General features: G+C 76.6%; 15 protein-coding genes. 6 read left to right on the forward strand and 9 right to left on the reverse strand.

The window, feature by feature from the left end:
* Positions 1 to 293: 293 nt before the first annotated feature.
* Together MN205_RS05540 and MN205_RS05545 are read left to right on the forward strand one after the other, a co-directional pair.
* Positions 294 to 1,583 (forward strand): multidrug effflux MFS transporter, encoded by a 1,290-nt coding sequence (locus MN205_RS05540; protein WP_242125103.1) that lies wholly within the window; start codon positions 294 to 296, stop codon positions 1,581 to 1,583.
* A 41-nt stretch (positions 1,584 to 1,624) separates the two neighbouring features.
* Complete coding sequence (locus MN205_RS05545) at positions 1,625 to 2,491, forward strand: HAD family hydrolase (protein WP_242125105.1); 867 nt, start codon at positions 1,625 to 1,627, stop codon at positions 2,489 to 2,491.
* Here the strand turns inward: MN205_RS05545 and MN205_RS05550 are convergent.
* Complete coding sequence (locus MN205_RS05550) at positions 2,472 to 2,708, reverse strand: hypothetical protein (protein WP_242125107.1); 237 nt, start codon at positions 2,706 to 2,708, stop codon at positions 2,472 to 2,474. The two genes, MN205_RS05545 and MN205_RS05550, sit on opposite strands and share 20 nt — an antisense overlap.
* 20 nt (positions 2,709 to 2,728) lie before the next feature.
* Positions 2,729 to 3,715, reverse strand: a complete 987-nt coding sequence (locus MN205_RS05555; RefSeq protein WP_242125109.1) for a S1 family peptidase — start codon at positions 3,713 to 3,715, stop codon at positions 2,729 to 2,731.
* Between the two features lie 159 nt (positions 3,716 to 3,874).
* Here MN205_RS05555 and MN205_RS05560 point away from each other — a divergent pair, with 159 nt between their 5' ends.
* Positions 3,875 to 4,540 carry a maleylpyruvate isomerase family mycothiol-dependent enzyme gene (locus MN205_RS05560; RefSeq protein ID WP_242125111.1) on the forward strand — a complete coding sequence of 222 codons (666 nt, stop codon included), beginning with the start codon at positions 3,875 to 3,877 and terminating at the stop codon, positions 4,538 to 4,540.
* Positions 4,541 to 4,873: 333 nt separating this feature from the next.
* Here MN205_RS05560 and MN205_RS05565 read toward each other — a convergent pair whose 3' ends face one another.
* The 4 genes from MN205_RS05565 to MN205_RS05580 all read right to left on the reverse strand — a co-directional run bounded on the left by MN205_RS05565 (position 4,874) and on the right by MN205_RS05580 (position 7,797).
* Entirely contained in the window at positions 4,874 to 5,236 is a 363-nt protein-coding gene (locus tag MN205_RS05565; RefSeq protein ID WP_242125113.1) for a hypothetical protein, read from the reverse strand.
* A gap of 58 nt (positions 5,237 to 5,294) precedes the next feature.
* Positions 5,295 to 5,909: a bacterial proteasome activator family protein gene (locus MN205_RS05570; protein WP_374115851.1), complete on the reverse strand. Its 615-nt coding sequence runs from the start codon at positions 5,907 to 5,909 to the stop codon at positions 5,295 to 5,297.
* Positions 5,910 to 5,916: 7 nt separating this feature from the next.
* Positions 5,917 to 6,780: a phosphatase PAP2 family protein gene (locus tag MN205_RS21625; RefSeq protein ID WP_242125115.1), complete on the reverse strand. Its 864-nt coding sequence runs from the start codon at positions 6,778 to 6,780 to the stop codon at positions 5,917 to 5,919.
* Between the two features lie 84 nt (positions 6,781 to 6,864).
* Positions 6,865 to 7,797: an aldo/keto reductase gene (locus MN205_RS05580; RefSeq protein ID WP_242125118.1), complete on the reverse strand. Its 933-nt coding sequence runs from the start codon at positions 7,795 to 7,797 to the stop codon at positions 6,865 to 6,867.
* 75 nt (positions 7,798 to 7,872) lie between these two features.
* On the opposite strand from MN205_RS05580, the gene MN205_RS05585 reads away from it, so the two are divergent.
* The 3 genes from MN205_RS05585 (at position 7,873) to MN205_RS05595 (ending at position 10,778) form a co-directional block, all read left to right on the forward strand.
* The gene (locus MN205_RS05585) at positions 7,873 to 8,304 is read left to right on the forward strand and encodes a hypothetical protein (protein ID WP_242125119.1); all 432 of its coding nucleotides are present in this window, start codon (positions 7,873 to 7,875) and stop codon (positions 8,302 to 8,304) included.
* Between the two features lie 127 nt (positions 8,305 to 8,431).
* Complete coding sequence (locus MN205_RS05590) at positions 8,432 to 9,019, forward strand: TetR family transcriptional regulator (protein ID WP_242125121.1); 588 nt, start codon at positions 8,432 to 8,434, stop codon at positions 9,017 to 9,019.
* Between the two features lie 49 nt (positions 9,020 to 9,068).
* Positions 9,069 to 10,778, forward strand: coding sequence for an MDR family MFS transporter (locus MN205_RS05595; protein ID WP_242125123.1), 1,710 nt, complete (start codon positions 9,069 to 9,071; stop codon positions 10,776 to 10,778).
* Between the two features lie 11 nt (positions 10,779 to 10,789).
* On the opposite strand, the gene MN205_RS05600 is transcribed toward MN205_RS05595, so the two are convergent.
* The 3 genes from MN205_RS05600 to MN205_RS05610 form a co-directional block, all read right to left on the reverse strand.
* The gene (locus MN205_RS05600; RefSeq protein WP_242125125.1) at positions 10,790 to 12,640 is read right to left on the reverse strand and encodes a bifunctional diguanylate cyclase/phosphodiesterase; all 1,851 of its coding nucleotides are present in this window, start codon (positions 12,638 to 12,640) and stop codon (positions 10,790 to 10,792) included.
* A gap of 191 nt (positions 12,641 to 12,831) precedes the next feature.
* A complete protein-coding gene (locus tag MN205_RS05605; protein ID WP_242125128.1) occupies positions 12,832 to 13,236 on the reverse strand; it encodes a hypothetical protein in 405 nt (134 codons plus the stop codon).
* A gap of 69 nt (positions 13,237 to 13,305) precedes the next feature.
* Positions 13,306 to 13,860 (reverse strand): hypothetical protein, encoded by a 555-nt coding sequence (locus MN205_RS05610; RefSeq protein WP_242125129.1) that lies wholly within the window; start codon positions 13,858 to 13,860, stop codon positions 13,306 to 13,308.
* Between the last annotated feature and the right edge of the window lie 66 nt (positions 13,861 to 13,926).

Raw genomic sequence — 13,926 nt, forward strand, 5'->3', positions numbered from 1 at the left:
CGGCGGGGGCGGGGGCGGGGGCGGGGCGCAGCCGTGCGTGGCACGTTTCACCGAACCGGTTCGGGGGCACCCCCTCGTACGTCGGGGCGACGGTCGGCGCGCAGCTGCGCGGGCCGACGTGGAGCCGTCGCGGAGCCCCGGCGCGCGACCGGCCCACCCCCTCGCCCTGGAGATCCCACGTGCCCGGCAGTCCACCGCCCCCCGATCCCACCGCCGCGGACCGGGAGGTGAGGGCCTGCCCACCACCCCAGCGCGCCGGAGCGCCCGGCGCCCCCCGCCCCCGGGCCGACGAGGTGCCCGACCCCTCCACCGCGGTGGCCGACGCCGCCGCCGCGGACGTCGCCCCCTCCGCCGCGGGACCGGCAGCCCCGGAGGCGCTCGGCGAGCAGCGCCCCGCCCCGCCCCGCACGTTCGGCCTGGTGGTGCTGCTGGGGTCGATGGCTGCGCTGGGCGCGATCAACACCGACCTGTACCTGCCGTCGCTGCCGCAGGTGGCCTCCGACCTCGGGTCCACCGACTCCGCCGCCCAGCTGACCATCACCGTCGTCCTCGTCGGGATGGCGCTGGGCCAGCTCGTCGTCGGCCCCCTCAGCGACCGCTACGGCCGCCGCCCCCCGGTGGTGGTCGGGTTCTCCCTCTTCGTGGTGGCGTCGCTGCTGTGCACGGTGGCGCCGAGCATGCCGGTGCTCGTGGGGTCCCGGTTCCTGCAGGGCCTGGGTGTCTCGGCGGGGGCGGTGACGGGCATGGCGGTGGTGCGCGACCTGTTCACCGGCTCCGCCGCCGCGCGGCTGATGTCGCGGCTGGTGCTGGTCATCGGGGTGGCGCCGCTGTTCGCGCCGACGGTCGGCGGGGCCCTGGCCGGCGTCGCGGGGTGGCGGGCGGTGTTCGTGGTGCTGGCGGTGGCCGGTGTCGTGCTGGTGCTGACCGTGCGCCGGCGGCTGCCGGAGACGCGCCCGGGCGGGGGCGACAGCGCCGGGCCGGGCGTGCGCGGAACCCTCGGGCAGGCGCTGCGCACCTACGCCCGGCTGCTGCGCGACCGCCGGTTCGTCGGGTTCGCCCTGCTGCCGGGCCTGGCGATGTCGGTGATCGTCTGCTACGTCTCCGTCTCGCCGTTCGTGCTCCAGGAGGTCCACGGGCTGTCCACCACGCAGTTCGCCCTGCTGTTCGCCCTCAACGGTGTCGCGCTCGTCGGCGGCACCCAGCTCAACGCCGCGCTGGTGTCGCGGTTCGCCCCGCTGGCGCTGCTGCGCGTCGGCGTGCCCCTGACCGCGGCGCTCGCGCTGGTCGTGCTCGCCGTGGCCCTCACCGGCGCCGGCGGCCTGGCCGGGCTGCTGGTGCCCCTGTGGTTCCTGCTGGGCAGCGGCGGGCTGGTCTCCCCGAACGCGGTCACCTGCGCGCTCGCCGAGCACGGCCGCACCGCCGGCAGCGCCGCCGCGCTCGTGACGGCGGCGCAGTTCGGCCTCGGCGGCGCGGTGGGCACCGTGGCGGGGGTGCTGGGCGGCGACGCGCGCGCCATGGCGACGGTGATGGTGGCGGCGGCGCTGGCGGCGTGCTGCTCGCTGCTGGTGGCGACGCGCACCTGAGCCGGGCGCCGGACGTCCCCGGCGGCTGGCACGATGGGCGGGTGAGCACCGAGGCCCAGCCGCTGCCCGTCGACGACGCGGCGGAGGGCGCCTTCGCCGCCTCCTGGCGCCTGGTGGCCACCGACCTCGACGGCACGATCGTCCCGCGCGAGCGACCCGTCTCGGCGCGCACCCTGGCGGCGTTCGCGTCGTGCGCGGCCGCCGGCATCCCCGTGGTGCCGGTGACGGGCCGCCCGCCGCGGTGGGTGACGCCCCTGGCGCGCGAGGCCGGCCTGGCCGGGCAGGTGGTGTGCGCGAACGGCGCCGTCGTCTACGACCTGGACGCCGACCGGGTCGTGCGCCGCCACGCGTTGGACGTCGAGGTGGTGCTGGAGGTGGTGCAGCGGCTGCGCCCGCGGCTGCCCGGCATCGGCTTCGCGCTGGAGGCCGTGACCGGCTTCCGCCGCGAGGAGCGCTACGCCACGACCTTCGACACGGGCCTGGAGCACGGCGTCGGGCCGCTGGAGGAGCAGCTGGCGGACAGCCCGCCGGTCGTGAAGGTCCTCGCCAAGTGCCCGGGGGTCTCCAGCGACGAGATGCTCGAGGTGGCGCGGGACGCGGTGGGCGACCTGGTGGGGGTGACGCACTCCAACGCGGTGGACTCGCTCATCGAGGTCATGGCGCCGGGCGTCAGCAAGGCGAGCACCCTGGCCGAGGTGGCGCGCGGGCGCGGCGTGGGCCCGGAGGGCGTGGTGGCGTTCGGGGACATGCCCAACGACCTGGAGATGCTGCGCTGGGCGGGCCGCTCGTACGCGGTGGCGGACGGGCACCCGGACGCGGTGGCCGCCGCGGACGGCGTGGCGGGCGCCTGCGGGGACGACGGGGTCGCGGTGGTGCTGGAGCGGCTGCTCACCCGCCGTGCGGGGTGACGACCCCGATCCCGCGCACGAGGACGGGCACGCCGTCCACCGTCTCGGGCAGCTCGGGGCGGTCCGCGTCGTCGGCGACGTTGACCCTCACCGCCCACGAGCGTTCCCACTTCGTCAGGCCGATGCCGTTCACGCGCGCGTCACCGCCCACCATCTGACGGACGTGCGCCTTCGCGGCGCGCGCGGCACCGACCTCGCCCCGGGAAGAGGGGGCCACACCTGAGGTGTCACCTGGGCTCACACCACCAGTGTCGCACCGAGGGCGTCGAGCACAAGGCCGATCGGGTTGCAGAACGTCAGGCCCGCGCCGTTCGCGCCGCCGCGCTCGCTGCCGGCGAAGAGCAGCCCGATCGCCTGGCGGGTGTCGGGGCGGTACACCAGGGAGCCGGAGTCGCCGCCGGCGGAGAACGCGCCGACGTCGCCGGTGACCTCCACCTGCCCCTCGAACGAGACCACGCCCACGGGGTACTCCACGGCCACGTCGTCCAGCTCGATGGCGCTGACGCGCCCGCGGGTCAGGCCGGTGGTGCGGCCCACCTTCTCCACGGCGACCTCGTCGTCGGCGTCGGTCCAGCCGGTCAGCCGGCCCACGGGGTAGACGGGTTCCCAGCCGGGGCCGCCGTCCTCGCCGAGGTCCTCCAGCAGGGCCAGGGCGGCGTCGACGGCGTTGCCGCCGCCGGCGTCGAGGGGGACGGCGCGCGCGAGGCGGCCGACGTGGTCGGTGTCGCGGCCGGCGTCGGAGGGCCCGGGCTGCAGGACGGGGTCGTCGAGGGCGGCCTGGTCGGAGTCGGCCAGGACGTGGTTGTTGGACAGCGCGTACACGCCGTCGGAGCCGGTGACGGTGACGAACGCGCCGAGGGTGCCGGCGGTGACGTCGCGGTGCGCGATCGACAGGCCGGGGTGCAGGGGGCGCACGCGGCGGCGCAGCTCGGCGGCGGTCCAGGCCCGCCCCTCGGCGGGGGCGGTCAGGGCGCGCACGCGCCCGACGTCGCGCACGTCGAGCTCGGCGGCGGCGGCCGTGCCGGCCAGGGCGCGGGCCTGCCCCAGCAGGGCCTCGCCGCGCTCGCCGGAGTAGCGCACGGCCAGCCCGTAGCGGGGGCCGCCGGGGCCGTGGCCGAGCACGCTGATGCCGACGCCGGCGACGCCGCCGGGGACGGCCGAGGCCACCGCGACGGAGCGGGCCCGCAGCTGGGCCTTGAGCTCGCGAGCGTTGTCGATGTGCACCGCTGGATCCCCCTGGTGAGCGTTCCGTGGTCTGACGGACACACTGTGGCAGGAAGCTCCGACACGGGACCCGACGTGGTCCAGCGGCTGCGGCGATGACTTCCCCGCGCCGGGCCGGTCCTCCCGGTGACGAGTCGTGACCGCACCCCAGGAGGTCCCGTGAACGCCCTGCTCCCGCCCACGAGGGTCGCCATGCTCCCCGACGTCGAAGCGGAGCGGCTGGAGCTGGCCGACGCCCTCGACGGCCTGGACGCCGAGCAGTGGCGGGCCCCCTCGCTGTGCCGGGGGTGGGCGGTGCGCGACGTCGTGGCCCACCTGACGCTGTCCACGCGCCAGACGGTGCCCGCCACGGCGTGGCGGGTGCTGCGCGCGCGCGGTTCCTTCGACCGCGCCGAGGCCGGCTGGGCCCGTGAACAGGCCCGGCGGTACGCGCCGGCGGAGCTGGTGGGCCGGTTGCGCGCCACCGCCGGGTCGCAGCGGCGCCTGCGGATCAGCAGTCCGATGGACCCGTTGTGCGACGTGGTGGTGCACCGCCAGGACATCGCCCGCCCCCTGCGGCTGCACCTGCCCAGCGACCCGGCCCGGGTGGTGGCCGCGCTGCGCCACGCCTGGGTCAACCCCTTCTACGGGCGCCCGCAGCGCCGCTTCGCGGGCCTGCACCTGCAGGCCACCGACGCCGACTGGTCGGCCGGCGCGCGGGGCCCGCGGGTGCGTGCCCGCGCCGAGGACCTGCTGCTGGTGGCCACCGGCCGCCCCGCGGGCCTCGCCGGCCTCGAGGGCCCGGGTGCCGCCGAGGTCGCCGCCCGCCTGGGGTGGGAGCGGTGAGGCCGGGCGCCCGGCGCCCGGGTCCTCACCCGGGGCCGGGTGCCGGCGGACGGTGCACGCGGGGACGGTCGACGTCACCGCCGACGGCTGAAGGGACGTGCACCGTGGGCGAGCACCGTGCGGAGGACCCGCCGGACGCCGGGGACCACCCCGACCCCAGGGCGCGCTACCGCACCCTTCCCGAGCCGGTCCGCGTCGAGGACGCGGTGGAGAGCCACGACCCCCTGCCGCCGGCACCCGACCCCGCCGAGGGCGGGGACGCCAACCGCGCCGCCGTCCTCCGCTACCCCATCGGGGGGCAGGGCGCTGCCGGGTCGCCGGGTCGCCGGCCGCTCAGCGCAGGCCCGCGAGCTCCTCGGCGCGCACCACGGCCCGCTCCACCGCGTCCAGCGACCCTCCGCCGACGCGCACCATCGCGGCGGCCTCGGCGACCTGCGCGCACGCGGTGGCGGTGCGGGTCAGGCGCCGGTGCACCTCGGGGTGCCGGCCCTCGGGGCCGGCGGGGACGGTGAACCCGTCCGAGGGCGCCTCGGCCTGCGCCCGCAGGGCGTTCGCGCGCGCGGCGCGGGCGACGAGGTCCACCCGGGGCAGGTAGGCCTCCAGCGCGGTGCGCTCGGGGCCGGGCGGGCAGCCGTCGACGACCTGCTCGACGCGGCGCACCGCCCGGTCCACGGTGTGCTCGGCGCGCGCCCACACCCCCTGGCCCAGCGGGTCGGGGGTGCGGCGCCAGAACGCGAGCTTCAGCGCCCTCGCCTCACAGGTACTGGCCGGTGCCGCCGGGCTGCACGCGCGGCATCCCGCCGCGCGCCTGCCCGGGAGCGGGGCCCGCCGGTCCGGCGCCCGGCAGCGACCGGCGCATCTCCTGCAGCTGCGCCTGGGCGGCCATCTGCTGGGCGACGAGCGCGGTCTGGATGCCGTGGAACAGGCCCTCCAGCCAGCCGACGAGCTGGGCCTGGGCGATGCGCAGCTCGCTCTCGGAGGGCGCGGACCCCTCCGCGAAGGGCAGCGCGATGCGGCGCAGCTCCTCCACCAGGTCCGGGGCCAGCCCGTCCTCCAGCTCGGAGAGGGAGCGGTCGTGGATCTCGGCGAGGCGGTGCCTGCCGGCCTCGTCCAGCGGCGCGGAGCGCACCTCCTCCAGCAGCTGCTTGACCATGCTGCCGATGCGCATGACCTTGGCGGGCTGGCTGACCAGGTCCGCCGGGCCGGGCTCGCCCTCCTCGGGCGGTTCGGCGATGCCCATGCCCTGCGGGGTGACGACGACCACGCGCGGGTCGGCGCCGTCGGCGGGATCGCGCCGCACGTCCGGCGGCGTGGGGTCTTCCGGCGGCTGCTGGGGGTGCTGGGCGGGCTGCTCGGACATGGCCCCCATCCTGCCGTCAGCCCCGCGCGCGCACCTCCCGCGGGAGGGCGGCGGCGGCGAGCAGGACGGTGGCGGCCACGGCCAGGCCGGGGGCCGCCACGGCCGCGCCCAGGCCGGCGCCGGGCCAGGCGTAGGCGGCGACGAGGGCGAGCGCGCAGGCGGCGGGCACGCCGGCGGCCAGGGCGGCGACGGCGCCGGGGCGCCCGCGCACCCACCGCCCGCGCCGGCCCCACGGCAGGGCCAGGGTGAGGGCGAGGACGGCGGTGCCGACGAGCGCGGAGGCCAGCGGGTCGCTGACGCGGTGCCACCCGTCGGCGACGACCATGGCGCCCATCGCGCCGGAGGCCAGGGCGCCCAGCGGTGCCAGCAGGAGCCGCCAGCGCGGCGGGGCGGCCACCAGCAGGCCGAGGCAGACGCCGAGCACGCCGGCGGTGTGGCCGCTGGGCAGGCTGTTGCCGCTGTTGGCGTAGGCGCTGATCAGGTCCGGGCGGTCCAGCAGGACGAGCTTGAGCAGCTCGGTGAGGGCCAGGGTGCCGGCGGCGACGCCGAGGCCGAGCGCGGCGCGGCCGGGTGCGCGGCGCAGCAGCCCGGCGAGGGCGACGAGCGCGGCACCGGCGAGCAGGTGGAGCGGTTCGAGGAGCCCGGCGAGGTCCAGCAGCCGCTCGGCCGGCGCGGGCAGCCCGGCGTCGGGGGAGGCGAGGGCGAGGCGGTGCACGGCGTCCTCGGCGGCCTGCCCGCGCTCGGTGCGCACGCACACGACGTACAGGACGGCGAGGGCGGCGGCGTGCACGAGGGCGGTCGCGGCGTAGCGGCCGAGGCCGCGGCGGCCGGGGCCGCGCAGGGTGGGCGCCGGGGCCGTGGGGGCGGTGCTGGACGTCACCTCCCCACTGTGCGGCACGCGCGCGCGGGGTGCGTCGCCGGAGCGTGCAGGGCCCGCGCGCGTCGTGCGGGGGAGCGGGGTGGATCAGCGGGAGGCGCGCTCCAGCGCGGCCACCTCCTCGTCGGTCAGCTCCAGGTCGATCGAGGCCAGCAGGGGGGCGACCTGCTCGACGGTGCGGGCGCTGGCCAGGGGGGCGAGCACGGTGGGCTGGTGGCGCAGCCAGGCCAGCGCGACGGCGGCGACCTCGGCGCCGTGGGCGGCGGCGACCTCGTCGAGGGCGGTCAGGACCCGCTGCCCGCGGGGGGAGTCCAGGTGGGCGGAGGCCTTGGCGCTGCGGGCGCTGTCGGCGCTCTGCCCGGGGCGGTACTTGCCGGAGAGGAACCCGGAGGCGAGGGAGAAGTACGGGACCATCGCCAGGCCGTTGGCGGCGACGACGTCGGCGGGGCCGGACTCGTACTCCTGGCGGGCGACGAGGTTGTACTCGTTCTGCAGCGCGGTGTAGGCGGTGAAGCCCTCGCGGCGGGACGTCTCCAGCGCCTGCTCCAGGCGGGGGCCGGTGAAGTTGGAGGCGCCGAGGGCGCGGACCTTGCCGGCGGTGACGAGCTCCTCGAAGGCGCCGAGGGTCTCCTCCATCGGCGTGCCCTCGTCGTCGGCGTGCGCCCAGTACAGGTCGATCCGGTCGGTGCCGAGGCGCTGCAGGGAGGCGTCGACGGCCTTGCGGATCGTGCCGGCGGCCAGGCCCTCCAGGCCGGGGGCCTTGCCGACCTTGGTGGCGAGCACCACGGCGTCGCGCTTGCCGGACGCCGCGAACCAGCGGCCGAGGATGGTCTCGGAGATGCCGGCGCCGCCGTCGCTCCAGGCGGAGTAGACGTCGGCGGTGTCGATGAAGTCGCCGCCGCCGTCGACGAAGGCGTCGAGCACGCGGTGCGACTCGGCCTCGTCGGAGGTCCAGCCGAAGGTGTTCCCGCCCAGGCACAGGGGGCGGACGTCGAGGTCGGAGGTTCCGATGCGGGTCATGCGCCCCAGCACAGCACTGCCGCGGCGGGACCGCTCGGCGTGCGTCCGCGCCGGGGATGCAGTGGAGTGGGTCGGGTGCAGATGGGAGCCACCGCCGCCGAGTCCGTGAGCATCGAGGGCGCCGACGTCGTCCTGCGCGCCGAGGGGCGCGCCGAGGTGTACGACCTCGCCTACGTGCGGCTGATCGTCCCCTACCTCACGGGGGAGCGTTCCGTGGCGCCGATGCGGCTCGTGCACTTCCGCCCGGGGGTGAAGCCCTGGATCTGCCTCAGCGTCATCGACGACGACGGGTACGAGCCGGACCTGTCCGGTGTGGCGATCTACTCCGGCCTGGGCAGCCACCGGGAGATGGGCCTGCACCTGAGCAGGGCCGAGGCGTGGCGCCTGGCCGAGGTGCTGCAGGGGTCCTCGTGCGCGCAGGACACCGGGGAGCTGGACGGGGAGCTGGGCGAGGAGGAGGGCGAGCAGGAGGGCGAGCAGGAGGGCGAGGAGGACCGGGCGGCCTGAGGCGCGGCCCGGGGTCGCGCGTCCCGCCCCGCTCCGGGCGCCCGGACGGGTGGTCCCGACCCCTCCCTTGCATGCCGTGCGGGGCATGCACTTGACGCGGAGTTTGCACGGTGTGCAAAGTGTTCGGGTGCCCACCCCGCCACCCCTCGCGCCCCTGCGCGAGCGCCGCCGCGCCGAGACGACCGCCGCCGTCGCGCGCGCCGCCCTCGACCTGGCCTGCGAGCGCCCCTGGGCCGAGGTGACCGTCGACGACGTCGCCACCCGCTCCGGGATCTCGCGCCGCACCTTCTTCAACTACTTCCCGTCCAAGGACGAGGCGCTGCTGCACTTCGCGCCCGGCTGGGACGCCGACCTGATCGCCGCGTTCCGCGCCGGCTCCGGGCCGGCCCTGGACGCCCTGGAGGAGATGCTCGTCGCCCAGACCGAGCGCTCCCTGCAGCACCGCGAGGACGCCCGCCGGCTGTTCGGCGTCGTGAACGACAACCCGCTCCTGCTGCCCGTGGTGCTGGGCCGCATCGCCGCCGTCGAGGAGGAGCTGGCCGACGCCGTGCGCCGGCGCGAACCCGGCGCCGACGACGTGCGCGCCCGCGTCCTGGCCGCGTCCGCCGCCACCGTCTCGCGCATCTCCGCGCAGTGCTGGATGGACGACCCCGCGGCCGACCCGGTCGCCGCCGTGCGCGCCACCTTCGCCGCCCTGCGCGGCATCGCCCGCTGACGCGGGCCCCGGAACCTCCCCGTCCCGCCCCGCACCCCAGGAGACACCCGTGACCGCCGCCGCACCACCCGCTCCACGAGGGGCCGAACGCGCCCCCCGCATCGGGTGGATCTTCGCCTCCCTCATGCTCGTCATGCTGCTGGCCGCCCTCGACCAGACGATCGTCGGCACCGCGCTGCCCACGATCGTCGGTGAGCTCGACGGCCTGGAGCACATGAGCTGGACCATCACCGCCTACACCCTGGCCCTGACGGTCGCCATGCCGGTCTACGGCAAGCTCGGTGACCTCGTCGGCCGCAAGAACCTCTTCCTCTTCGCGATCGCCCTGTTCCTGCTGGGTTCCGCGCTGTGCGGGTTCGCGCAGGGCATGCTCGAGTTCATCCTGTTCCGCGGCCTGCAGGGTCTCGGCGGCGCCGGCCTGATGATCATGTCGCAGACGATCATCGCGGACGTCGTCCCCGCCAAGGACCGCGCGAAGTTCATGGCCCCCATGGGCGCGGTGTTCGGCCTGTCCTCCGTGGCGGGCCCGCTCGTCGGCGGCTGGCTCACCGACTCCGTCGACTGGCGCTGGGTGTTCTGGATCAACCTGCCGCTGGGTGCCGTGGCGCTGGCCGTGTCCGCGCTGACGATCCACCTGCCCAAGCGGAAGAACACCGCCCGGATCGACTACGCGGGCATGGTCGTCCTGGCGCTGGCACTCACCGCGATCGTCCTCGTCGCCAGCTGGGGCGGCACCGAGCACGAGTGGGGTTCGCCCGTCATCGTGGGCCTGGCGGTCGCCGCCGTCGCGCTGTCCGCGGCGTTCGTCCTCATCGAGCTGCGCGCGTCCGAGCCGGTCATCCCGATGCGGTTGTTCCGCAACCGCACGTTCGTCGTCACCACGCTGCTCGGCTTCGTCGTCGGCGCCGGGATGATGGGTGCGCTGGCGTACCTGCCGACGTACCTGCAGATGGCCTACGGGGTGGACGCCACCGAGTCCGGCCTGCTGCTGCTGCCGATGGTGATGACCCTGCTCGTCACCAGCATCGGTTCCGGCGCGGTCGTCAGCAGGACCGGCCGCTACAAGGCCCTGCCGGTGGTCGGCACCCTCGTCGCCGGTGCGGGCATGTTCCTCATGTCCACCCTGGAGCTGTCCACCCCGCTGTGGCGGTTGTGCGTGTACGTCGCCGTCCTCGGCGCCGGCCTGGGCCTGTTCATGCAGATCATCGTGCTGGCGGTGCAGAACGCGGTGCACCCCCGCGAGATCGGCACCGCCACCTCGTCGAACAACCTGTTCCGCGAGCTCGGCGTCACCGTGGGCGTCGCCGTCCTCGGCACGATCTTCACCGGCCGGCTCACCGACCGCCTGGGCGACCTGATCCCCGGCGGCGTCGCGGCCGGCGGTCACGGCACCTCCTCGCTGACCCCGGAGATCGTGCGCTCGCTGCCCCCGGACGTCGCCGACGGCGTCGTGAACGCCTACGCGACCTCGCTGACGCCGATCTTCCTGTGGCTGGTGCCGATGTTCCTCGCCGGCACGGTGATCTCGCTGTTCCTGCCGGAGGTCCCCCTGGCCTCCACCACCCCCGTCGGCGAGGGCGAGGCGGAACTGCTGGGCGAGCAGTCCGCCGCGGCCGCGACCGCCCCGCTCACCGCCCCCACGGCCGAGCAGGACGGCGGGCAGGACGGCGGGCAGGACGGTCGGGCGACGGGGCGGCAGGTTCCCGCGCAGGGGTCCGGCCCGGCCCGGCGCGGCACGGCGCCGAAGCACCGCCTCTGACCGACGGCCCCTCAGGTCCCCGGCGCACCACCGCGGCCGGCGAGCTCCCGCACCGGGAGGTCGCCGGCCGCCACCGGTTCCCCGTACAGGAACCCCTGCGCCAGCACCGCCCCCAGCTCCTTCAGCACCTCCGCCTGGGCCGGGCGCTCCACGCCCTCCACGACGACGTCCAGGTCCAGGTCGCGCCCCAGCGCCAGCAGCGCCCGCAGGAACTGCTGCGACCGCGGGCACACGTCCACGTCGGCGGTGAAGCCCCGGTCGATCTTCACCGAGCCCAGCGGGATCGAGCGCAGGTGCAGCAGCGAGGAGTACCCGGTCCCGAAGTCGTCCAGGGACAGCGCGAAACCCTCCTCGTGCAGCCGGCCGGTGACCTCCTGCGCCGCCGCCAGGTCGTGCAGCAGCGCGTCCTCGGTGATCTCCAGCACCAGCTGCTGCGGGCGCAGGCCGTGCCGGCGCACCCGGTCGCAGACGGACTGCGGGAAACCCGGGTCGGTGAGCACTTCCGGCGGCACGTTCACCCCCACCCGCAGGCCCGGCGGGCCGGTGCGCGACCACCGCGCCAGCTGCTCGCACGCCTGCTCCAGCACGGCGCCGGTCAGCGCCGGCAGCAGGTTGCTGCGCGCCGCCAGGGGGACGAACACCTCCGGGGGCACCTGCTCGCCGGCGTGCTCCCAGCGCGCCAGGCACTCCACGCCCGTCAGCCGCCCCGTCGCCAGCTCCACGACCGGCTGGAACACCGTGCGCACCTCCCCGCGCACCAGGGCGCGGCGCAGCGGGTCGCGCAGGTGCAGGTCGCGCACCTGCGGCAGCCGCATGCTCGGCCGGTACAGCGAGCAGCGGCCCTTGCCGGCGCGCTTGGCGGCGTCGAGGGCCACGTCGGCGTGGGCCAGCACCGCCGTCGGCGCGGGGGAGTCGTCCTCGGCGGAGACCTGCGCGACGCCGACGCTCACCCCCACCCCCACCTGCCTGCCGGCGAGGGTGAAGCGGTCCGCCACCACCGCCACGGCCCGCTCCGCCAGCGCCAGCACGTGCGGGTGCGGGTGGCCGCGCACCCCGTGCTCGACGAGCACCGCGAACTGGTCGCTGCCCAGCCGCGCGAGGGTGTCGCCGGTGCCGACGACCCCCCGCAGGCGTTCCGCCACCCGCGTCAGCAGCTCGTCGCCGCCACCGTGCCCGAGGGCGTCGTTGACGGCCCGGAAGTCGTCGATGTCGATGCTCAGCACCGCCAGCGGGCGCCGGTCGCGCCGGTGCAGCTCCAGGGCGTGCGTGAGGCGGTCCAGGAACATCGCCCGGTTCGGCAGCCCCGTCAGGTCGTCGTGCAGGCCGCGCCAGCGCAGCGCCGCCTCCCGCTCGTCGGCCTCCTCCCGCAGCCGCTCCACGGTGAGGACCTGCCCCAGCAGGGTCGCCAGCACCTCCAGCACCGGCCCGTGGCGCTCCACCTCCGCCGGCTGCACGCGCGGGTCCAGCCCGCACAGCGTGCCGAACAGCCGGCCGTCGCCGCCGCGGATCGGCACCCCCACGTACGCGCCGATCGGCAGCTCGCGGGCGATGCCCGCCGCCGCGTACTGCGGCACCGCCATCGCGTCCGGTGCGATGCCGGGCGCACCGCCGTCGACGACGTGCCGGCAGAACGAGTCCGACCACTCGTGCCAGTCCCCGGCGCGCTTGCCGTACACCGCGTCGCGCACGTGCAGGTAGACCTGGCGGCCGTCCACGCGGGAGGTGATGGACCAGAACCCCAGCGGCACGTGCTCCTGCAGGAAGTCCAGCACCTGCGTGCACGCCTCGCCGAACGTCATCGGGTGCGGCGGCAGGGCGAGACCCGTCGGCACCCGCCCGGCGTCCGGTCCCGCGAAGCCCACGCCGCCCGCCTTCCGGTGAGTCCCGGGACGTCCGTGTCCCCCCGCCGCGGGTCAGGCTGCCACGGGTGCGCCCCCGCGGCACGGCGAGCCGTCCTGCCCCGTCCACCCACCCCACAGCCCGCACCCCCTGCCCCCGCCGTGATCTCGCACGAGTGGGTGTTCAACCGTGCAAGATCACGGTGGGGGTGGGGTCACGGCTCGGTGGTGCCGGGACCGCCGAGGCCGCCGGACTCGCGGCGGGCGTCGGCGACGGCACGGGCGAACCCCTCGGCGGCCTCCCGCCCGGCCGGCGTGGTGAACCGCAGCGGGCGCCCGTCGACCACGACCTCGACGCGCACGCCGCCTGCCCCGCCGAACCCGCGCCCCGGCCGGACCGCGACCTCCCCGACACCGCCCAGCGGCACGGACGCCGTGGACGGGCCGCCGAGCAGGCGCGGCTGCGTCAGCCACAACCGCTGCGCGCTCACCGCGAGCGCCCCCGCCCCGCCGAACCCCCCGAACGGCCCGGAGGTCACCGGCAGCACCGCGAGCGGCGTCTCGCCCCCCTGGGCCATCAGGCCGAGCAGGGACGCGTGGGCGGGGTCGTCGCTGAGCACCGCACCGTCCTACCGGGTCGCGCCGTTCGCGCTCCACCGCGGGAGGCGGTGCGCCCGGTCGGTGAGGGCTCAGTCCTCGGTCCGCCGGCGGATGTGGTCGTCCATGTGGGGGACGGTGGACCGCAGGACCCCGCGCTCGGGCGCGAAGATCAGCCCCTTCTTGATGAGCTCGTCGCGGGCGACGCTGAGGTCGCCCGGTCGCCTCCTCCGCAAGCGCGTCACGAGATCCGACACCTGGCTCTGCACCGGGTCCTGCGCCATCGCCCGCATCAGCTTCTTCTGGGCGGGGGTGGCGCGGTTCCAGCGGGAGTGGAAGAGGCTGTCGTCGAGGACGGCGGTCCCCAGGGCGACGGCGACGTCGGCGTCGCCGGCGGTGATCGTGTCCGGCCCGGGAGCTGCCCGCCACGCCTGGTCGCCGAAGACCTGGACGAAGTAGGGGTAGCCACCTGAGACCGTGACGAGCTTGTCGAGCGCTGCCGGCTCGTAACGGATGCCCTCCGGGCGGGCGGGCGGGCGGGCGGGTTCGGCGAGCGCGGTCCGCGCGTCCTCGGGGCGCAGTGCGCCGATCTCGACGAAGCGGAACCGCTCGGCGTAGGAACGGGCCTCCGCGAGCTTGGCCGGCACGTTGGGCAGGCCCGCTCCGTAGAGGTGGAACGGCCAGGTGTTCTGAGTGACTGATGCGTCGCGGCG

The sequence above is a fragment of the Kineococcus sp. TRM81007 genome (assembly GCF_022669155.1).
Lineage (GTDB): Bacteria > Actinomycetota > Actinomycetes > Actinomycetales > Kineococcaceae > Kineococcus.